Genomic DNA, 20,693 nt, shown 5'->3' on the forward strand with positions numbered 1-20,693 from the left:
CTTGTTCAGAATTATTCTCATGTGCAATGCAATCGCAGCCGGTGGGGTTGCGTCGAATCGCTCAGGGGAATCGTGTCGCCATGGGTTTGTTCATCACGGAAACGGCCGTGGTCGAGGCCGTATTCGCCGACGACGTCAGCCTTGACGACATCCGCGACTGGCTGGCGCACATCGAGCGCCTTATCACCCGTCGCCAGGCGTTCTACTTCATCTCGAGTACCCAGGTCGGCGCCAGCCTGGCCGAGGGTTATCGCGCCGTGCAGGGGGCCTGGTACAAACGCCACAAGGCGGATTTCCGGAGCTGCTGCCGTGGCCTGGTACGTATCGCCATGGACGCCGAGGAGTGTGAGCGTCTCGATGCGCCGGCCCTGCACGCCGCCTGGGGCGTGCCTTATTTCGTGACCCTGGAGCGTGAGCAGGGTTTTCAGTGGATCGCCGAGCGCATGGTGAGCGATGCAACAGTCCAATGACTTCACGCCGGTAACGCGGCTGGGCCTGACGGTCATCGTCGTGCTCTACCTGGCTCACGCATTACCGCTGTATTTCTTCAACGTGGCGCTGCCAGCCATCCTGCGCAGCCAGGGCGTCGATCTGCGCTGGATCGGCATGCTCGCCCTGCTGTACATCCCCTGGGCGTTCAAGTTCATCTGGGCGCCGCTGGTCGATCGCCATTACCTGCATGCGCTCGGTCGGCGCCGCACCTGGTTGTGGCTGACCCAGGCCGCGTTGGTGGCCGGCCTGGTGGCCCTCGCCGTGAGTGGGCTCGAGCATGGCCTGCTGTTGTTCGTGCTGATCGGCCTGTGGATATCCACCTTCGCCGCGACTCAGGACATCGCTATCGACGGCTATACGGTCGAGTCGCTGGCAAGCGAGGATCACCGCCTGGGCAGCATGGCGCAGAGCATGGGCGTGGCACTGGGCAGCCTCTTCGGCGGTGCCGGCGTGCTCTGGCTGTACCAGGCCACTGGCTGGCAGACCGCCTTGCTGGCACTGGCACTGATGGCTGCACTGCCCATGTTGGCAGTGACACGCGTCGAAGAGCGTTCGCCGTCCGCTGAGCGACCCAGCTTCATCCACACGTTGCGACGGCCTGAAATGCGCTGGGCGCTATTGCTGATTCTGCTCTATCGCGCGGTTGAAGCGCCGGCGATGGCCATGCTCACGCCGCTACTGGTGGACCAGCAGTGGTCGCTGGCGCAGATCGGTGTGCTGATGTCAGTGGCCGGTGCCAGCCTCGGTCTGTTGGCGGCAGTACTGACTGCCAAAGCCCTGAAGACCCAAGCGGCGGAGGGGTTGCTGATCCGCGCCGGCTGGTGGCGCAGCGGCATCTACCTGCTGCTCGCCGCGTTGCTGGCCAGCGGCCTGGCTGCCACCTCGACGGCCTGGCTCGGCCTGGTGGTACTGGCCATTCTGGCGCTGCGCTACATGGCGATGACCAGCCTCTATGCCCTATTCATGCGCCTGTGTTCGCGCCAGCAGGCCGGTACCGATTTCACCGTTTTGGTGTGTTTCGAGTTGCTGGTGTTCTTCATCGGCGGCTCGCTGTCCGGCTTCCTGGCCAAGGGGCTGGGCTATGAAACCTACTACCTGCTGCTGGGGGGGCTGTCGGTGCTCAGCGTGCTGGTCTGCAAACCGCTCATCAAGAAACTCTCTTCCGGCTTCGCTTCGTAACTTATCCACAGGGGAACATCATGCGGCATCTTTCGGCATCCATGCAGGTCACGCTTCTGAGTCTGACGATCAGTGCCCAGGTGTTCGCCCAGAGTGAGGAGCGCGCGGCAGCCGGCAGCAGCCAGGTCCGGGAACTGGGGCCAATGGTGGTGACGGCCACCCGTTCGGCCAAGAGCATCGCCGAGATCGCCGGCACGGTTTATGGCATCGAGCGTGAGCAGATCGTCGAGCAGGCCGCCGCTGGCCGTTCCACTGCCGATATCCTCGGCCAACTGGTGCCCTCGCTGGCGCCTGGCAGCGGCACGACCAGCAACTACGGCATGACCATGCGCGGTCGCGCCGTGCAGGTGATGATCGACGGCGTGCCGCTGACCGGCTCGCGCGACGGTTCGCGCCAGCTCAACAGCATCAGCCCAGCGATGATCGAGCGCATCGAAGTGATTTCCGGCGCTACCAGCATCTATGGTGCCGGAGCCACCGGTGGCCTGATCAACATCATCACCCGCAATGCCGACGAAGAGACCAGTGATTTCAGCAGCCGCATCGGCCTGCGCACCCCAGGTCGCGCCGCCCGTGACGCCATGGCCTACGAGGCCTCGCAGACCGCCGCCTTCCACCAGGGCGCGCTCAGCGGTTTCGCCGGCCTGAGCTTCACCAAGCAGGGCGAGATTCGCGATGCCGACGGTGATCGCATCGGTCCGGAAATCTCCCAGACCGACCGCCAGGACACCACCAGCTTCGACTTCAACGGCCGCCTGACTTGGAACCTGGACGACGACCAGCAACTGAGCGGCGGCGTGCGCTACTACGACGACGAACAGGACAGCGACTACGGCCCGGATTACGGGCCCAACCTGTCGGCGTTACTGGTGCCAAACTACCAGCCCAGCCACGAGGCCGTGGATGGCCTGCAGCTCGACGATCAGCCGCGTACACGCCACTACGGTGCCAACGTGCAGTACCTCAACCGCGACCTGTTCGGCGGCCAACAGTTGACGGCCGAGGTTTACTACCGCAAGGAGAAATCGCGCTGGTTCCCGTTCGCCAGTCGCGCAGCGAATGCCGCGTTGCCCGGTGGCGTGGCCAACGTGGTGCTGCAATCGAGCACCGATATCGATGTGTGGGGCCTGCGCACCGCGTTGCAGAAAGGCTTCACCCTGGGCGGACGCGACCTGCAACTGACCTACGGCCTCGATCACGAGCGTGAGCAGGATCGTCAGGACGGCCAGTTCTATGACTTCAACAACTTCTTCGCCAGCAATGGCCTGAATTACCGCGAGACCTTCAGTTCCTCCATGGGCCCAGACGTGCAAGTGAGCAAGACCGGCGCATTCCTACAGGGCGACTACCCGCTTACCGAGCGCCTCAGCCTGCAAGCCGGGGTGCGTCGCGAAACCATCCGCAACGAGGTGGACGATTCCATCCCCTATGGCGAGGCGGTCACTGCTGCCAGCGTGACCGGCTACCAAGCGCGCACCCTCGAGGGCGGCAACGTGCGCCACAGCGAAACCCTGTTCAACCTCGGCGCCGTGTACGCGCTGACCGATGCCCAGCAGTTGTTCGCCAACTTCTCCCAAGGCTTCAGCCTGCCCGACACGCAGCGCATGTTGCGTGACGTGCCGGCCAACTTCGTGATCGATAGCAGCAGCATCGATTCGATCAAGGTGAACAACTACGAACTGGGCTGGCGCCTCGGCGAGGCCGGCGGCCTGAATGCCGGGGTGACCGCGTTCTACAACACCTCCGACAAGGTGGTGCAGTTCAACCGTGATTTCAGCGTGTCGGTGGCCGACACCGACGAGCGCGTGTGGGGCGCCGAAGGCAATCTTCAGGTGCCGGTGACCGAGGGCTGGATGGTGGGCGGCACCCTGGCCTACACCCGTGGCCAGTACAAGGACGCCGCAGGCAACTGGCGCGAGCTGAATGCCTTTCGCGTCTCGCCGCTCAAGGCCACCCTCTACAGTGACTGGCGTTTCGCTGACGGCTACGGCGTACGCCTGCAGGCGCTCACCGTGGGCGGTAGCGATCGCGCCTATGACGACGCCCAGTCCGCGGCGGTCAGCCCGACTATTCGCGCCACGCCGGCGACCAAGATCCAGGGCTATACTGTGGTCGACCTGATCGCCCACGCGCCCTGGCTTGGCGGCGAGGTTGGCTTTGGCGTCTACAACCTGGCCGATCGCGACTACAAGACCGTCTACGGCCAGCAGGCGGCAGCCACCTACGGGGCGATCTCCAGCCTGCCGGCGCAGGGCCGTACCTTTGGCCTCAGCTACTCGGTGGCGTACTGATCGCTCAGGTGCGGTAATCCAGCGAACGCTTCGACGACTCCGGCAGCGCCAGGCCACCAGCCAGCGCCAGCAGGGCGATGGCGATCAGGTAGAAGGCCGGCGACATGCGGTTGCCGGTCACCTCGATCAGCCAGGTGGCGACCAGCGGCGCGGTGCCGCCGAACACCGTGTAGGCCAGGTTGTAGGTGAACGCCGACGCGGTGTAGCGCACGCGGGTGGGGAACTGCTCGGACAGCAGCACGGCCGTCACCACGCCGCAGATTACCGCGCCCACGGCCAGCAGCATCGCGCCCACCGCCGAGGCCCACAGGGTGCCGGAGGCGGCCAGGGTGAAGGCTGGATACACCGCGACGATCAGCGCGATGCCGGCGGTGAGGATGGTGCGCCGCCGGCCGACGCGATCCGAGTAGCGGCCCACCAACGGGCACAGCAGGGCGGCGAAGAACAGCGCCACCAGGCTGGCGAGCAGGGCAGTCGGCCGCGCCGCGCCGCCGACCACCTGCATGTAGGTGGTCAGGTAAGTGGTGAACATGTAGAACGACAGCGCTGTGGCGGAGATGAACGCCGACAGGCACAGCACGGTGCCGCCATGCTCGCGCAGGGTTTCGCGCAGCGGCGAGTGTTCGGGGTGGGCTTGCGCTGCCAGGGCCTGGAAGGCCGGCGACTCGTCCAGACGCAGGCGCATGTACAGGCCGACCAGACCCAGGGGCGCGGCGATCAGGAAGGGCACGCGCCAGCCCCAGGCCTGCATTTGCGCTTCGTCCAGCCAGATGCCCATGCCGAAAACCAATCCGGCCGCACAGGCGAAAGCCGCGAAGGTCGAGACCGGCACGAAGCTGCCATAGCGCGCCTTCTGCTCGGTGGGTGCGTGCTCCATGACGAAAGCGCAGGCACCAGCGTATTCACCGCCGGCGGAGAATCCCTGCAGGCAGCGGGCCAGGGCCAGCAGCAGCGGGGCGACCAGGCCGATGCTGGCGTAGGTGGGTAGCAGACCGATCAGGGTGGTGGCGCCGGCCATCAGCAGCACGGTGATCGACAGCACGCGCTTGCGGCCGATGCGGTCGCCGAGAATACCGAAGACGATGCCGCCCAGCGGGCGCAGTGCGAACGATACGGCGAACACCGCGAAGGTCTGCAGCAGAGCCAGGGTCGGGTCTCCCGGCGGAAAGAACAGCGAGGCGATGGTCACGGCAAGAAAGCCGTAGGCCGCGAAATCGAACCACTCGACGAAGTTGCCGATGGCCGAGGCGGCGATCACCTTGCGCAGGGTGCCGAGATCGACGTGCGTAGCCGATTGTGGATAAGTGGTTACGCCCATGGCTGCCTCCCGCAGTTATCCGAATATTGGACGCGTCTGGCTCGGGCCTTGGCGTCCCTCTGTGGATAACTTACGTGGCTCGGTGGCCCTGACGGGGTTCGAGTGCGACCTGAGAGTAGTCGTGAGCGACAGCGGGACTTTGAGCGCCTTGCTGTTGGCAAATCATCGATCTTGCGGTGTGACGCTGGTGGATAAGCTTCGCGTTATCCCCCCTACGAGTTGATCGGTGCGCATCGCACGTTCGTGGGAGCGGGCCATGCCCGCGATTCGCGCGCATGGCGCGCTCCCACATAAGGCCACGTGCATGATCTTGAACCTCGTAGCCCGGGTCGAGCGCAGCGACACCTGGAAAAACCACCGCCGATCCACCGCCCATAAAAAAGCCGACCCTGAGGTCGGCTTTCTCTTTACGGCGCAGAGCGGGCCGGCGCCGGAGCGCCGAGCCGTTTCTTACAGCGCGTCGCGGCTGCTGGCGCCATCGACCAGACGGGCGATGCCCAGCGGGTTGGCGTTCTTCAGGGCGTCGGGCAGCAGCGCGTCCGGGCAGTTCTGGTAGCACACCGGGCGCAGGAAGCGGTCGATGGCCAGGGTGCCGACCGAGGTGCCGCGAGCATCGGACGTCGCCGGGTACGGGCCGCCGTGCACCATGGAGTCGCAGACTTCCACGCCGGTCGGGTAACCGTTGAACAGCACACGGCCGACTTTCTGCTCGAGCAGCGCGAACAGCTCTTCGCTGCCGGCCAGGTCGCCCGGCTCGGTGAGCAGGGTGGCGGTCAACTGGCCGTGCAGGCCGTTGATTGCCTTGAGCAGTTCGGCCTTGTCAGCTACTTCGACGACGATGGTGGTCGGGCCGAAGACTTCTTCCTGCAGCAGTTCGTCGCCGTTCAGCAGCAGGCTAACATCGGCTTTGAACAGTTGCGGGCGAGCCTGGCTGCCTTCCTGCTTGGCGCCGGTCAGGTGGGTGATGCCCGAATGTGCGTTGAGCGCTTCCAGGCCTTTCACGTAGCTCTTCAGGGTGCCGGCGTTGAGCATGGTTTGCGGCTGCTGCTCGGCCATCTTGGCGGTGAAGGTTTCCAGGAAGGCGCTGAACTCCGGCGAACGAATACCGATCACCAGGCCCGGGTTGGTGCAGAACTGACCACAGCCCATGACCACCGAACCGGCCAACTCGCCAGCGATCTTCTCGCCACGCGCCTTGGCGGCTTCCGGCAGGAGGATGACCGGGTTGATGCTGCTCATCTCGGCGAACACCGGGATCGGCTGCGGGCGTGCCGCGGCCATGTCGCACAGGGCGCGACCGCCTTTGAGCGAGCCGGTGAAGCCGACGGCCTGGATGGCCGGGTGCTTGACCAGCGCCTCGCCGACGCCCGAACCGTAGATCATGTTGAACACACCTTTGGGCATGCCGGTTTTCTCGGCGGCGCGCAGGATGGCTTCACCCACGTGGGCGGCAGTGGTCATGTGGCCGCTGTGGGCTTTGAAGACCACCGGACAACCGGCGGCCAGCGCGGCGGCGGTGTCGCCGCCGGCGGTGGAGAAGGCCAGCGGGAAGTTGCTGGCACCGAATACGGCAACCGGGCCCAGGCCGATGCGGTACTGACGCAGATCCGGGCGCGGCAGCGGCTGGCGATCCGGCAGGGCGCGGTCGATACGAGCGCCGTAGAAGTCGCCGCGGCGCAACACTTTGGCGAACAGGCGCATCTGGCCGCTGGTACGGCCGCGCTCGCCCTGGATACGGGCGGTTGGCAGGGCGGTTTCGCGGGTTACGGTGGCGACGAAGTCGTCGCCCAGGGCGTCCAGCTCGTCGGCGACGGCGTCGAGGAACGCGGCGCGCTTCTCGGCCGACAGGCTGCGGTAAGCGGGATAGGCAGCAGCGGCAGCTTTGGCAGCAGCATCGACTTCTTCAGGGGTGGCCTGGATGAAATCGTAGGAAAGGGCTTCGCCAGTAGTGGCGTCGTGACTCTTGTGGACTACGGAGCCGGCTGCGCTGTACGCGCCGCCGATGATGTTGTGGCCGATGGTAGCGGGCATTGTTAGCTCCTGTTGGGGACGAATGAACACGTACGAAAAGGCTTTGATTGTACGATGTCTGATCAGTTGCGCAAGTCTGCTATTTTTCTTGCGGCGTACTGAACGCTTTAGCCGCCATATTCCAATGAGCAGGGCTTGGGTAGGCCGAGCGGAAAGGCGCAGCGCCAGGCTTGATCAGCGGCCGATATGAGTATCTGGATGATCATCTCGGCAGATGTGGGCAGGCAAGGTGATCTACCCGCTGAACTTCGCAGGTTGCCGACCACTGCGAGCCCGCTCGGCCGGATGCGCTGGACGCATCCGGCCGACGTACAGCGATCAGGCGATGTTGTTTTCGACTGACCAGTTGGCGTACCACTGGCGGAACAGGGTGTACTGGGTCTCGGCGTAGTTGCGCTGGGCGTCGCTGAGGGCATCGGTTTCATAGAAGTGCAGGGCGTATTCCTGGTCGCCGCCCAGCACCATGAGGTGCTTGTAGTAGAGAACCAGGTCGGTGCCTTCGTCGAAGGAAGACAGTACGTTCAGCGCCTCGGACAACTCCAGGGCGCGGCGGCGGGCGACGGCGTCGCCTTTGGCGGCCTGCTTGCTCAGCTCGACCAGTTGCAGCACTTCGCGCGGCAGAGCGTTACCAATCCCGGTGATGGCACCAGTCGCGCCGCAATTGACGAAGCCATGCACCACCTGGGTGTCGACGCCGGCCATGAGAATCACGTTCTCATCCTGGGAGGTGATGTGCTCGGCGGCGTAACGCATGTCGGCGGCGCCACCAAATTCCTTGAAGCCGATCAGGTTGGGATACTTGCGGCGCAGCTTGAAGAACAGCTCGGCGCGGGTGGCGAAGCCGTAGTACGGGCTGTTATAGATCACTGCCGGCAGTTTCGGAGCTGCTTCGAGAATTGCAGCGAAGTGGGCTTCCTGAGCGGCTGGCGAAGCACCTCGGGACAACACGCGCGGGATGACCATCAGGCCATGGGCGCCAACCTTGGCGGCGTGGGCAGCATGGGAAACTGCTTCGCGGCTGTTCACCGCACCGGTGCCGACGATGGTCGGAATGCCGGCAGCGACCAGGCGCGCCACCCCTTCCTGGCGTTGGGCTTCGGTGAGTAACGGCCAGTCGCCCATGGAACCGCAGTAGACCACCGCGCTCATGCCGGCCTCGATCAGCTCTTTGCCCTTGCGCACCAAGGCGTCGAAGTCCGGCGTGCGCTCGGCGGTGCAGGGGGTCATTAGCGCGGGAATGGTGCCGGTGAAGATGCTGCTATTCATGATATTGCCTCCTGGGCGCATTCAAAGTATTTCGTATACGAAAGAAAAATGTCGTAGTTGGTAGGCGTTATGCCCGTTAGTTGCGCCGGCGAACCGGCAGTTTCAAATCTTCAGCAAGTCTTGCAGCTTCAGCTCCACCGGCCATGTATCCGACACGCGATAGCCCGTTGGCCAGGGGTCGCTCGGGTCGAGCAGGTGCTGGTGAGTACCAGTGATCCACGCGCGGCCGGATAGGCAGGGGTAGATCGCCGGGCGACCGGCCACGTCGGTCAGCGAGTCGATGCGGCAGTGAAATTCGGAGCCGATGATCGAACGGCCGATAAAGCGTTCGCCTACCGCCAGCTGGCCTTTGGCATGCAGCACCGCCATGCGCGCCGAGCAGCCGGTGCCGCAGGGCGAGCGGTCGATCTTGCCGGGGCGAATGATCACCGCGTTGGCGCCCGTGGCGATGCCGTTCTCATGCACCACCGGCGCGGCGATCTGGCAGAAGGATATATGGCTCCAGTCCGGGTTCAGCGGATGCTGGAAACCGAGCTGTTCATTGGCGGCCTGAGTGATGCGCAGGCCCACAGCGACCAGATCGGCCGCTTCATCGGCCTGTATGGCGAAGCCCAGGTGGTGTGCATCGGCGATCACGAAACTGTCGCCACCGTAGGCGGTATCGACCTGTAGCGAACCCAGTCCTTCGACCTCGATCCAGGCGTCGAGCTTGTCGGCGAACGAGGGCACGTTCTTCACCTCGACGCGCTCGGCCTTGCCGCCCTTGCAGTCGGCGATCACTTCCACCAGGCCACCGGGCGCTTCCAGGGTCAGGAAGGTCTGCGGCTCGGTCATCGGCAGGATGCCGCTGTCGAGCAGCACGGTGGCCACGCACAGCGAATTGGAACCGGACATCGGCGGCACATCGGCCGGCTCCATGATGATCCAGCCCATCTGCGCCTTGGGATTCTTCGCCGGCACCAGCAGGTTGACGTGACGGAATACGCCACCGCGCGGTTCGTTGAGCACGAAATTGCGCAGGAAGTCGTCCTGCTCGATCCAGCGCGACTGTTGCCACAGGGTCTCGCCAGGCGGTGGCGCGACGCCGCCGACGATGACGTCGCCAACCTCGCCTTCGGCATGGCAGCTGACCACATGAATGACTTTGCTGGAGCGCACGGGGCCGTCCTCTTTAGTGAACCGACTTGAGGAAGTCGGCGGTTTCCGGTCGTTGCGGGTTGCCGAGCACCTGCTCGGGCGCGCCGAGCTCGTGCACCAGGCCGTTGCGAAAGAACGCCACACGGTCGGACACATCACGGGCAAAGCGAATCTCGTGGGTCACCAGCACCATGGTCATGCCGTCTTCGGCGAGCATGCGCATGGTGTCGAGCACCTCGCCGACCAGTTGCGGGTCGAGGGCGCTGGTGGCCTCGTCGAACAGCATGTAATCGGGGCTCATCGCCAGGGCGCGGGCAATCGCCATGCGCTGCTGCTGGCCGCCGGAGAGCTTGCCGGGAAACACCTTGAGCTTGTCGGCCAGGCCCACGTGGGTAAGCTGCTGCACGGCGATGGCCTCGGCTTCCTGCTTGCTCAGGCCAAGCACCTTGCGCGGCGCCAGCATGACGTTTTCCAGCACCGTCAGGTGCGGGAAGGCGTTCCACTGCTGGAATACGATGCCGATCTTCTGCCGCAGCTTGTTGATGTCGGTGCCCGGCGCGTGAACTTCGGTACCGTCGACGCGGATGCTGCCGCTCTTGATCGACTCCAGGCCGTTGATGCACATCAGCAGGGTCGACTTGCCGGAGCCGGAGCCGCCGATGATCGACACCACCTCGCCCTTGTTGACGGTCAGGCTGACGCCCTTGATCACATCCAGGCTGCCGAAGGATTTGTGTACGTTATCGATCTCAATCATTTTCCTGCCACCTTTTTTCCAGCCGTGCGCCCAGTTGGGCGACTACCAGGCTCATGACGTAGTAGATGAGGCCGGCGATGCACAGCACCAGCAGCGGCTCTTGAATGCGCGTGACGATGGTTTGCGAGGCGCGCAGTAGCTCGACAATGCCGATCCACATCACCAGCGCGGTGTCCTTCATCACGCTGAGCACCAGGTTCAGCCAGCCGGGGAAGGCCACCCGCGTGGCCATCGGCAGCACGATGTAGCGCAGGTCCTGCACATAGCTCAGGCCCAGGGAACGGCTGGCGCGCCGCAAGGTGAATGGCACCGACAGCACGCCGCTGCGCACGATCTCGGTGAAGTAGGCGGCGGCGTAGGTGCCCAGCACGATGCAGCCCACCGCGAAGGCGCTGATGTCGATGCCGGCGATGCTCTTGAACGAGTTGAACAGCACGAACTGGATGAGCAGTGGCACGCTGCGAAACACGTCGAGCACCCAGGCCAGCGGCAGGGTGGCGCGCGGCAGCAGGGCGCGCAGCAGGCCGAACAGCAGGCCGGCGAAAGAGCCCAGCAGGATGGCCCAGAAGGTCAGTTGCAGGGTGACCCAGGCACCGTCGAGCAGGTAGAGGAAATCGTTCCAGGTGAAGCTGGTATCGAACATGAGCGATCCTCAGTAACGGAACAGGCGCCAGGCTAGCAGCCGGGCAACCGCTACGATCGCCTTGGCGATCAGGTAATACAGCACCGCCGCGATGGCGAAGAACTCGAAGGTGCGGAAGGTCTTGACGTTGTAGTCCTGGGTAACGCCGGTGAGGTCGTTGTTGAGGCCGACGATCACCCCCAGCGAGGTCATCAGCACGGCCCAGACCATCTGGTTGGTCAGCGGGTAGAAGACGATGCGCAGCAGCTGCGGCACGACGATCATGCGGTAGGCCTGAAAGGCGCTCATGCCCAGCGAGCGGGCGGCACGCACCTGGGTGCCGGGCACGGCCTTGAGGCCGCCACGGAAGTTTTCTGCCAGGTAGCCTGCATTGTTGAAGGTGATGCCGGCCAGCAGGGCGACCCAGGAGCTGACGTGCCAGCCCATCGAGCCCAGGCCGAAGTACAGGATGTAAATCTGGAACAACGATGGCGTGTTACGCGCGATGGATACCCAGGTGTTGGCGAAGCCGCGGGCCACGGGGTTTTTCAGCTCACGCATGACCGTCAGGGCGAGGGCGATGAGCACCCCGAAGATCATCGACAGGGCAGCCGTCTCGAAGGTCACCCAGGCGCCCGCGAGCATGTCGGGCAGCGCCTTGAAGGCCTGGCGCCAATGGAAGGTGTAGTCAAACATGCGTGGGGTTCTCCACAGGGGAAGCCGGTTGCAGCCAGCGCGGCACACGGCCGCTGGCCTGGCCCGAACAGGCGGCGTCGACGCACTCGGCCAGGCTGGCGAAGTGCACCGCACGGCCGACCAGCCCTGGCGCGTAATGGGCGTACTTGCCCGAATTGGTCATCAGGGTGCGGCAGCCCGTGGGCACCACCGGCTCGCCGAGCATGCACCAGCAGGTGTCGGTCAGCAGCGCCGCTCCGAAGGCCTCCAGTACGGTGAGGTAGCCAGCCACACGGGCCTGCTCGTGAATCGCCCGACCGCAGGTGATCACTAGGCTTACCTGAGCACTCTTGCTGCGGCCCGCGCACAGGTGCGCGAGGTGGGCGAATTCGCTGAGCGAGAAGTGCGGATTGCCGAGGGCGATCAGCCCTACCTCGGCGTCATCAGCGCTGTTGAGTTCATTCCAGCTGCGGCGCAGATCGGCGAGGCTGATCCGTTTGATCGGAAGCTCTCTACCGTTGTGGATAACCTGCTGTGGATCACGGGCTTCCGGGGTAACACCGGCGATATGGAACAGTGGCGCCGCCGAACTGGTGGCGAAGGCGGCACCAAAGGCCTTGAGATCGTCCAGGCTCGGCCCGGCGTTTTCCAGGCCGTGTACCAGTGGAATATGGCTGCCGCAGAGCAGACCGACGTGGTAACCGAGCAGTGGGTAGAAGGCATCGTCGAGTTCAGCTAGCTCGGGCAGCTCGATCTGCAGGCTGGCCATGCGCTGCTCGTCGAGGTGGCAACCCACCTTGGGCGCACGGCCGGTGAGGGCGATGCAGATATCCAGGTAATCCGGGTACTTCAGAGTGCGTGCAGCAAGCACGCTGTTGGCGTACACCACCGCATTGGATTCTGCCCAGACGATCTGCTCGCCCTCGGCCGGCGCGCTGTCCAGCAGGTAGGGCGCGCAGGTGAAACTGAGCTGTGCGCCCATGGCCATGTAGGCATCGCCGAGTGCACTGGCCGGTTCGCCGAAGGCGGCATCGATGCCCAGGGCGCGCCAGCGGCGCTGGTCCACGGAAATCGAGTTGAGCGTGGTCGGCACCCGCACCCTGGCGCCCCAGGCCACCAGCTGCTCGGCGAAGCGCAGGCTGGCCGGGCCGGTGTAGATGCAGCCGTCGATATGCGCCTGGGTCACATCCAGCAATTCGCTGGCGCCCTGCAGGTCTGCCATGCGGAGCACCAGCTGCATGGCCACCTGTGCCGCCTTGCCCTGGCGACCATCGAGCAGGGCGCGGTCGCTTTCGCTCAGATGCAGGGCGCTGGCGAACAGCGGCTGCTGATGTATCGAAGCCACACCTGTCGGCCGGGCATCGGCGGGGCGCTGTGGATAAAGCTGCAGCCGCTCGCCGTCGAGGCGGGCGTAAGCCTGGCCGCGCAGGCGGGTGAAGGCTGCATGACCGATGCACAGCACGGCGATGGAGCGCTGGAACAGAAGCTCGGCCACCAGCACGCCGAGGGTGAGGATCTCGTCGGCCTCGGCCAGCACCAGCGCGGTAGGGGCATACTCGCCACTGAGCAGCTCCATCATCACGCTGCTACCGGTGCAGGAGCCGCGACCACTGGGAATCGCCAGTACGCGGCCCGCCAGGTTCTGGCCACTGAGCGGGTGATGACGGTCGATCACCTCGCCCGTGAACGGGTCGACGCCGCCCCAGAAACTCAGGCCCATCTCGGCGAACAGCAGCTCGCCCTCGGCACGCCCGGCAACCAGGCTACGGCCCTGGAGCGCGCACGCTTCAGGGGCGGGCGAGGTGTGATCCGCGACTGCTGTCATCAAGGGCTCCGCCGTGGGAAAAAGCTCGGCGCCACCGGGGCACGCGAGCGAAAAATGGGTGGAATGCGCCGCCACTGGCGGCGCAGTGGTGCATTGATCAGTAGTACACGCCCGGTACGGTCAGGTTGGCCGGTTTGATTTCGTCGCCGACCCACTTCTTCCACAGCTCGTCATAGCGGCCGCTGCGAACCTGCTGGTTGACGAACAGGTTGAGGTAATTGATCAGGCCGTACTCGTCGCGCTTGGCCGCCAGGGACACGTAATCGACAACGTAAGGCGCATCACCGACCACTTTCAGGCCCTTGTACTTGCCGGACTTGAGGGTGGCCGCGGCCACGGTGTTGGTGACCACGGTGGCGGCGATGTGGCCTTGAGCAACGGCGAGGATGGTGTCGTTCTGCGACTGATAGGCACGGAAGCTGCCGCCGCCCCAGGTTTTCACGTCCTTCTCCAGGGCGATGGCCTCGTAGGTGCCGCTGGTGTTACCCACGGCTTTGCCTTTGAGGTCTTCGTATTTGCTGATCCCGGTGTCGTCGCGGGTCAGCACGACCATCTGGAAGGCGAAGTAGGGCACGGTCAGGCCCACGGTCTTGGCGCGCTCCAGGGTGTCGGAGGTGGAGGCGACGATCACGTCGGCACGGCCGGAAACCAGCGCCGGGATACGATCCGGGAAGGGTGTTTCCACCACCTCGGCCTCGACACCGAGGACTTTCGCCAGGTCATTGCAGTAATCGACGTCGAAGCCGACCGGCTGGTTCTTGTCGTCACGCGAGCCCATGGGCGGGAAGTCCAGGGTTACCGCGCAGCGCAGTTTGCCGGATTCAATGATCGAGTCGAGTTTGTCGGCGTGAGCGGTGCCGATCAGGGTGGTGCTGAGTACTGCGCTGAGGGCTACGGCAAAAGCGGGGTTTTTCATAGGAGCCTCGAAACGGTGCAGACAATCGTTATAGGAAATTTCGTATACGATATTTAATATGCAACCGCTGTGCCTGTTCTGCAGTTTGGTGCTGCGGGCCGCGCGCTGTGGCGGGTCGAGAGGGAATAAGGGGCAAACGGGGAGTCGGGAGCGCAGGCTGGGTGTTACAGATGGGAGCGAAGCCAAGCGCTGTCGCCCTGTTTCGGAACACCCGGTGGTATCAGTCGGTGTGCGATTCGCGGAACTGGCTGGGCGTCAGCCCGGTAAGCGCACGGAACTGGCGGCTAAAGGCGCTGTGGTCGGTGTAACCGCAACGCAGGGCGATTTCGGTGATTGGCAGGTCGTGCTGCAGCAGGCGACTTGCCTCGCCAAGGCGCGCCTTGTGGATCATCTGTCGCGGGGTGAGCTGGAAGATGCGCTTGCAGTGACGCTCCAGTTGCGCCACTGACAATCCGGCCAGCTCGGTGAGCTCGGCCAGGCTGATTGGCCGCGCGAAGTGCTCGCGGATATAGGCATCCACTGCAGCCAGCTTCGGGTAGGCGGGGTGGCCCGATTGTGGCAGCTGTACATCCCGGGAGATGCCGGCCAGGCCGATGATGTCTCCATACCGATTGCGCAGCGCCAGCTTGTGGGTCAGGCACCAGACCGGCTGGTTGCCGTAATAAAGGTGCAGCTCCAGCTGGTCGTCGAGCTGGCTACCGTCATCCAGCACGCGCCGATCCTGCGCGGTGTAGGAGGGCCCGAAGCTGGCCGGGAACACCTGTTCGGCGGTCATCCCCACCAGCTTGTCTTTGCTCTTGAAGCCCAGCCGCTGGGCTAGAGTCTGGTTGACCAAGGCGTAGCGGGTCTGCGTGTCCTTGATGAAGAACACTACCTCGGGCATGGCATCGAGCAACGGCTCGATCTGCATGAGGGTGCTGATCAATGTCGGCAGGTCGGGATGAGGCGAATTCGGGAGCAGGCTGTGCATGGCTGGCTGCAGACAGTTTGAATAGGTGCAGAGCCTAGCGCGTTATTGCAAGACGGGCAGCTAATTGAGCCTGTGGGTCTGCAAGGATTTGTGGTGCGAAGGCGAGGCGGCCGGCGAGAGCGCCAGAAAGCAGAAAGGGGAGCCGAGGCTCCCCTAAATCTTGTTCGAATCATCGTTCTTGTTAGTGCTAACGGCCTATTGTTCTTGTTTTAGCCGAGGCCCCTAAAGGAGGCCAAGAGCGAACGGATTTGTTTGGACGCTGATGTTGCCGTGATCCGTAGATCCAACCCGTCTGTCGCTGCCTTGCAAAGCAGTTTTATTGTTCTCGACCCGGTTGCGGTACAAGCCCGAGGGCGGTCCTCTCCAAAGAAATCAGTTAGCTGCGTCTCTGCGTTTTTGTCTTTCTTATGCTAGAGCCGTTGTCTTGTTCTTGTTATCAGATGTGTCTTGTTATTTTTGTTGTGCGGGAGATAGAGCATAACCTGTGCCAATTTTTAAATATCGTTATTTATCAATGACTTAATATTTTCGGTATTTTTCTGACTGTGCAGTGGAGCACAAAAGCGTTACCGCGCTACCCGCTTTGTTACCGTTTGAGGTGTGCGGCTGGCCCGCGATTAAAATAAGCGCCACGCTCACGGTGAGCTGCTCTGGGCCGATTCTTCCAGCAGTGTGAGGGTGTCGATTCGCGTTGGTGTGAATGGCGGGCGCGGCGCGGCAGGCTGCCAATCGAACAGGTATTGCGTGGCGCCGCCGCAGATTCGCCCCTGGCAGGCGCCCATGCCGCAGCGGGTCGCCAGTTTCGCTTCGCGCCAGTTGTCGTGGGCTGCTACGGCGGCGTAGGGAACGTCTTCGCAGCGGCATAGCAGGGTGTCTGGTTGCGCCAGGCGTTTGAGTGCGGGGTCCAGCGCGAAGTGTTTGTTCAGCGCATCGGCAAAGTGCTGCCAGCGGGCACGGGCTGGCCACATCCGCCGCGCGGCCTCGCGGTTGCCGGCAGCGGCGTGGCCGGCAATGCGACCTTCGACCAGTGCCAGTTCGCTGCCGCCGAAACCGGTACATTCGCCCGCCGCGTAGATGCCGGCCATATCGGTCGCCTGCCAGGCGTCCACCTTGATGGCGGCGCTGCCCAGCGCACAGCCGAGCGCCTGCCCCAGCTGCACGTTGGGAATCAGGCCGAAACCGCAGGCAAGGCGCTCGCACTCCAGCTCTTCGAGCTTGTCGCCGCGCTGCAGGCGCACGCCTTCCAGACGATCCTGCCCCAGCGCGGCGACGATGCGTGTACCAGGGCGATAACCGCCATCGAACAGGCCGAAGGACTGCAGCAGCTTGTGCGGCCAGCGCGGCAGTTGCACGGCGAAGGCTGCGACTGCGCTTGTCGATGCCTGCTCGGCAATGCGCAGCACCTGAGCGCCGGCCTGTTTCGCGGTGCTGGCGCTGGCCAGCAGCAGCGGGCCGCTGCCGGCAATCACGGTGCGCTCACCGGCCACCGGCAAGCCGCCCTTGATCAGTGCCTGCAGGCCGCCGGCACCGGTTACTCCGGGCAACGTCCAGCCGGGAAACGGCAGTAACAACTCGCGTGCCCCCGTGCACAGGATCAGCCGGTGATAGTCGATTACCCAGCCGCGCTCGGCATTTTCGACCAGCAGGCCAGTGCTGCCGGCCCTGGCCGCCACCCGCGTCGCAGCATGGCGCTGGATGGTGGCGTGGTTATCCACAGCGTCGCGCAACTGGCGAGCCTGGGCCGGCACCCTGGCCTGCGCACCATCGCGCCAGATTTGCCCGCCGGACAGCGGGTTGTCGTCGACCAACACCACCCGCGCGCCGTCGTTGGCGGCGGCCAGGGCGGCCGACAGACCGGCCGGGCCGGCGCCGATGATCAGTACGTCAGCCTGTTCGCTCATGGCCGTGTCTCCACCTGCATGCCATCGCGGCACAGGGTCTGGCAGGCCAGGCGGCGCATGCCGTCGACGGTTACCCGGCACTCCTGGCAGGTGCCCATGCCGCATAGCGGTGCCCGGCGCTGTCCGATTACCGAGGTACGTGCGCTGCCGTCGCCGCCCAGGGCAAGTGCGGCAGCGACCGTGGTGCCCGGCGCGACGCTGAGCGGGCGCCCATCGAGGTGCAGGTCAGGCATGGACGGTTTCTCCAAGGTAACGTCGGGGCGCATAGGCGGCAGCCGGAATGGGCTCGGCCTCGCTCCATAGCAGCGCTGCGAGCAGGTCGGCGGTAGCCGGCGCCGCGGTAACACCCAGCCCCTCATGGCCGACCGCCAGCCACAGGCCAGGCTGCGCAGGGTGTTCGCCAATCAGCGGCATGCCGTCCGGTGTGGCGGCGCGAAAGCCGGCCCAGGCGCGGATGCCATTGAGTTGCGCCAGGCCCGGCGCATAGCTCGCGGCGTGCTTGAGCATGCGCGCCAGCAACCAGCCGTCGACCTCGGGGTCGAGGGTGTCGAATTGCCGCGAGGTGCCGATGAACAGCTGTCCGGTCGGCCGTGGCTGGATGTTGCAGGCCACCGAGGCGCCGCTGCTGTTGTGCACGCTGGTCAGGTAGCTCAGCTCGGTGATGGTGTGGGTGACCGGGTGCGGGTAACGGTCGGTGATCAGCAGGTGGCCTTTCTTCGGCGCGATGGGCAACTCCGGGCAGAGCTCCACGGCTTGAATACCGTTGGCGAGCACCACGGCATCGGCGCCTAGCCAACTGCCGTCTTCGAGGCGCACGCGGTTGCCGTCCAGTACCGTGACCTTGGCGCGCCGCCGGGTGATGCGCGGGTTGTCGAGCATCCAGCGTGCAGTGTTCGGTGCGTAGAGAATGCCGTCGTCGGGCAGGCGCAGGGCGCCGTGCAAGCCGTCGCGCAGGATCGGCTCCATGGCCTGCAGCGCGTGGCCGGGCACCATCTCGCAGCGTATTCCCTCGGCGCGCAGGTTGCCGCTCTTGGCTTCTGCCGCCGCCAGCTCTTCTTCGTTGGCGGCCAACCACAGGGTGCCGTTGTTGCGATACGCGCAGTCGTCCGGCAATTGCGGGCCCAGCTCACGCCAGCGGTTCACCGAGTAGCGGCTGATATCGAGTTCGGCCTGGTTGTCATCGAGAACTAGCAAATGACCCATGCCGGCTGCGGTAGCGCCGTGCAGGCCGGCATCGATCACCAGCACCTGCTGGCCGCGGCGCGCCAGCTCGCGGGCGCAGGCCGCGCCGATGATGCCGGCGCCGATAACGATCACATCGGCGACCCGCGTTGGCGTCACGGACGGATGCCCCAGGCGAACGGGTCGTCCGCATCGAGCAGCAGGGTCGCTTCGGCGCTGATATGGGCGCGGCCGCGGATGGTTGGAATCACCTTGTCGCCCTGCCACTGGTACGAGCCCTCGAACAGGCTGCCGATCACGCTGGCCTGGCGCCAGGTCTCGCCGGGCTGCAGCTTGCCATCGGCAGCCAGGCAGGCCAGCTTGGCGCTTGTGCCGGTGCCGCAGGGCGAGCGGTCGTAGGCTTTGCCTGGGCAAAGGACAAAATTACGGCTGTCCGCCTTATCGTCATCCGCAAACAGCTCGATATGATCGATCAGGCCGCCGTCCTCGCCGCGAATGCCCTGATCTTCAAGCGCTTTCTGCACTGCATAGGTGTAGGCGGTCAGCGCCTCGACATTGTCGCCGGCGATGCGCTGGCCGTGGTCGGCGATCAGGAAGAACCAGTTGCCGCCCCAGGCGATATCGCCGCGCACCAGGTCGTAGCCCGGCACCTGTAGCTCGACGGCCTGGCGAAAGCGGTAGGACGGCACGTTGCGCACGCTGACCGAGCGATCCTCATGCAAGGTCGCCTCGACCGTGCCCACCGGCGTTTCGATCTTGTGCACGCCAGCGCCGATGCGGCCCATATGGGCCAGCGATACAACCAGGCCGATGGTGCCGTGCCCGCACATACCGAGGTAGCCGGAGTTGTTGAAGAAGATCACACCGGCACAGGCGCTGGGGTCGACCGGCTCGCAGAGCAGGGCGCCCACCAGCACATCATTGCCGCGCGGTTCGAGAATGCAGGCGGCGCGCCAGGCATCGTGCTCACTGGCCAGCAGCTGTTTGCGCTCGGCCATGCTGCCCGTGCCGAGATCGGGAAAGCCGCTGACCACCAGCCGGGTCGGCTCGCCGCCGGTATGAGAGTCGATTACTTCGATGCGTTTCATTGGCGCTGCGCCTGTATGCCGATTGAATGGCGACAGGGTGACGCGAGGCAAGCCAGACGGCTTGAAGGATTTGCGCGGGCACGATGACGAAATCGGCATAGTGCCTAAGGTCTTGGGTGGGGTCATCTAGCCAGGCTTGATAGGCTGAAGCCTGCCAACTGGCCGGGTTACCGCGCCGCGCCTTAGCCCTCTTTGGCGCTGACGATCCCGGCGACCAGGGCCGGCTTGCAATTGATGAACGCCGAGCCCTTCAGCCAGCGCTTGTCGGGATAGTACGAAAACATGAATTGGCCACCCTTGAGGCTGTCTACCACCATGCGTGCGACTTCCGGGCGTACCGCCGGGCAGCCTTGGCTGCGGCCGATGCGGCCCTGGGTCTTGATCCAGGCCGGATTCACGTAGTCGGCGGGGTGGATGACGATGGCGCGCTGGCGTGCCAGGTCGTTGAAACCGGGCTCCAGGCCATCCATGCGCAGTGAATAGCCGTGTTTGCCGGTGTAGCTTTCACTGGTACGAAACAGGCCGATGCTCGATTGATGGCTGCCTTCGCGGTTGGAGAAGCGCCTGGCGAAGTTGTCGCCGGATTGCTGGCCATGGGCGACCAGGTCGTGCAGCAGCAGGCGCTTCTTGGTCAGGTCGAAGATCCACAGGCGGCGATCACTGGAGGGTTTGGAGAAGTCGATCACGGCCAGGCGCTGGGCAGGTACGGCACCATTGTTAATGGCGCAGCGCATCGCGTCGAGGGCGTGATTGAGCACCTGGCGATCGAGCGCTGGCGCTTGTGCAGACAAGACTTCGAGCAGCGGATCCGGCGCCAGGGTGGCGGCTATTACGGACGGAACCGGCAACGCCAGGCAAATAAAAGCTAAGCAAATGCGCTGAATCGTGGTCATCATTTCAAGTCTCTGAGCTTTGGCCTTCGATGGGGCGCGCCTTCGCCAGGCGATACGGGCACAACAAAGCTCGGAATTCTAGCAGCCGAGTTCCCTTGTCCCGCGGGCGATTCCGACGGGCTGTCATTCACTCTGTCGTAAATTGGAGCG

General features: G+C 64.5%; 18 protein-coding genes. 3 read left to right on the forward strand and 15 right to left on the reverse strand.

The window, feature by feature from the left end; translation table 11 throughout:
• Positions 1–80: 80 nt before the first annotated feature.
• Genes FB481_RS09990 through FB481_RS10000 form a run of 3 tightly spaced genes read left to right on the forward strand, consistent with a single transcriptional unit; the run spans position 81 to position 3,962 of the window.
• The gene (locus FB481_RS09990) at positions 81–470 is read left to right on the forward strand and encodes a hypothetical protein (RefSeq protein WP_093501157.1); all 390 of its coding nucleotides are present in this window, start codon (positions 81–83) and stop codon (positions 468–470) included.
• A complete protein-coding gene (locus FB481_RS09995; protein WP_147176230.1) occupies positions 454–1,671 on the forward strand; it encodes an MFS transporter in 1,218 nt (405 codons plus the stop codon). Before FB481_RS09990 ends, FB481_RS09995 begins: the two co-directional genes overlap by 17 nt.
• A gap of 20 nt (positions 1,672–1,691) precedes the next feature.
• Positions 1,692–3,962: a TonB-dependent receptor gene (locus tag FB481_RS10000; protein WP_178109861.1), complete on the forward strand. Its 2,271-nt coding sequence runs from the start codon at positions 1,692–1,694 to the stop codon at positions 3,960–3,962.
• Between the two features lie 4 nt (positions 3,963–3,966).
• On the opposite strand, the gene FB481_RS10005 is transcribed toward FB481_RS10000, so the two are convergent.
• The 15 genes from FB481_RS10005 to FB481_RS10075 all read right to left on the reverse strand — a co-directional run bounded on the left by FB481_RS10005 (position 3,967) and on the right by FB481_RS10075 (position 20,546).
• Positions 3,967–5,280, reverse strand: coding sequence for an MFS transporter (locus FB481_RS10005; protein WP_147176231.1), 1,314 nt, complete (start codon positions 5,278–5,280; stop codon positions 3,967–3,969).
• Positions 5,281–5,730: 450 nt separating this feature from the next.
• Positions 5,731–7,311, reverse strand: a complete 1,581-nt coding sequence (locus tag FB481_RS10010; protein ID WP_147176232.1) for an aldehyde dehydrogenase (NADP(+)) — start codon at positions 7,309–7,311, stop codon at positions 5,731–5,733.
• Between the two features lie 318 nt (positions 7,312–7,629).
• A complete protein-coding gene (locus tag FB481_RS10015) occupies positions 7,630–8,577 on the reverse strand; it encodes a dihydrodipicolinate synthase family protein (protein WP_093506508.1) in 948 nt (315 codons plus the stop codon).
• Between the two features lie 102 nt (positions 8,578–8,679).
• A complete protein-coding gene (locus FB481_RS10020) occupies positions 8,680–9,735 on the reverse strand; it encodes a proline racemase family protein (RefSeq protein ID WP_147176233.1) in 1,056 nt (351 codons plus the stop codon).
• A 13-nt stretch (positions 9,736–9,748) separates the two neighbouring features.
• Entirely contained in the window at positions 9,749–10,471 is a 723-nt protein-coding gene (locus FB481_RS10025; RefSeq protein WP_147176234.1) for an amino acid ABC transporter ATP-binding protein, read from the reverse strand.
• The gene (locus FB481_RS10030; protein WP_147176235.1) at positions 10,464–11,114 is read right to left on the reverse strand and encodes an amino acid ABC transporter permease; all 651 of its coding nucleotides are present in this window, start codon (positions 11,112–11,114) and stop codon (positions 10,464–10,466) included. The genes FB481_RS10025 and FB481_RS10030 overlap by 8 nt, the downstream gene beginning before the upstream one ends.
• Positions 11,115–11,123: 9 nt before the next feature.
• The gene (locus FB481_RS10035) at positions 11,124–11,789 is read right to left on the reverse strand and encodes an amino acid ABC transporter permease (protein ID WP_093506515.1); all 666 of its coding nucleotides are present in this window, start codon (positions 11,787–11,789) and stop codon (positions 11,124–11,126) included.
• Complete coding sequence (locus FB481_RS10040) at positions 11,782–13,593, reverse strand: aconitase X (RefSeq protein WP_147176236.1); 1,812 nt, start codon at positions 13,591–13,593, stop codon at positions 11,782–11,784. Before FB481_RS10040 ends, FB481_RS10035 begins: the two co-directional genes overlap by 8 nt.
• Positions 13,594–13,690: 97 nt before the next feature.
• The gene (locus FB481_RS10045) at positions 13,691–14,509 is read right to left on the reverse strand and encodes a transporter substrate-binding domain-containing protein (protein ID WP_147176237.1); all 819 of its coding nucleotides are present in this window, start codon (positions 14,507–14,509) and stop codon (positions 13,691–13,693) included.
• A gap of 220 nt (positions 14,510–14,729) precedes the next feature.
• Positions 14,730–15,479, reverse strand: a complete 750-nt coding sequence (locus FB481_RS10050) for an AraC family transcriptional regulator (protein WP_147176238.1) — start codon at positions 15,477–15,479, stop codon at positions 14,730–14,732.
• 635 nt (positions 15,480–16,114) lie between these two features.
• On the reverse strand, positions 16,115–17,380 hold the full coding sequence (locus FB481_RS10055; RefSeq protein ID WP_147176239.1) for an FAD/NAD(P)-binding oxidoreductase: 1,266 nt from the start codon (positions 17,378–17,380) through the stop codon (positions 16,115–16,117).
• The gene (locus tag FB481_RS10060) at positions 17,377–17,613 is read right to left on the reverse strand and encodes a (2Fe-2S)-binding protein (protein WP_147176240.1); all 237 of its coding nucleotides are present in this window, start codon (positions 17,611–17,613) and stop codon (positions 17,377–17,379) included. The genes FB481_RS10055 and FB481_RS10060 overlap by 4 nt, the downstream gene beginning before the upstream one ends.
• The gene (locus FB481_RS10065; RefSeq protein WP_147176241.1) at positions 17,606–18,721 is read right to left on the reverse strand and encodes an FAD-binding oxidoreductase; all 1,116 of its coding nucleotides are present in this window, start codon (positions 18,719–18,721) and stop codon (positions 17,606–17,608) included. Before FB481_RS10065 ends, FB481_RS10060 begins: the two co-directional genes overlap by 8 nt.
• Positions 18,718–19,650 carry a 4-hydroxyproline epimerase gene (locus FB481_RS10070; RefSeq protein ID WP_147176242.1) on the reverse strand — a complete coding sequence of 311 codons (933 nt, stop codon included), beginning with the start codon at positions 19,648–19,650 and terminating at the stop codon, positions 18,718–18,720. Before FB481_RS10070 ends, FB481_RS10065 begins: the two co-directional genes overlap by 4 nt.
• 182 nt (positions 19,651–19,832) lie before the next feature.
• Positions 19,833–20,546: a murein L,D-transpeptidase catalytic domain family protein gene (locus FB481_RS10075; protein ID WP_147176243.1), complete on the reverse strand. Its 714-nt coding sequence runs from the start codon at positions 20,544–20,546 to the stop codon at positions 19,833–19,835.
• Between the last annotated feature and the right edge of the window lie 147 nt (positions 20,547–20,693).

It is taken from the genome of Pseudomonas sp. AG1028 (assembly GCF_007993955.1).
Classification (GTDB): Bacteria; Pseudomonadota; Gammaproteobacteria; order Pseudomonadales; family Pseudomonadaceae; genus Aquipseudomonas; species Aquipseudomonas straminea.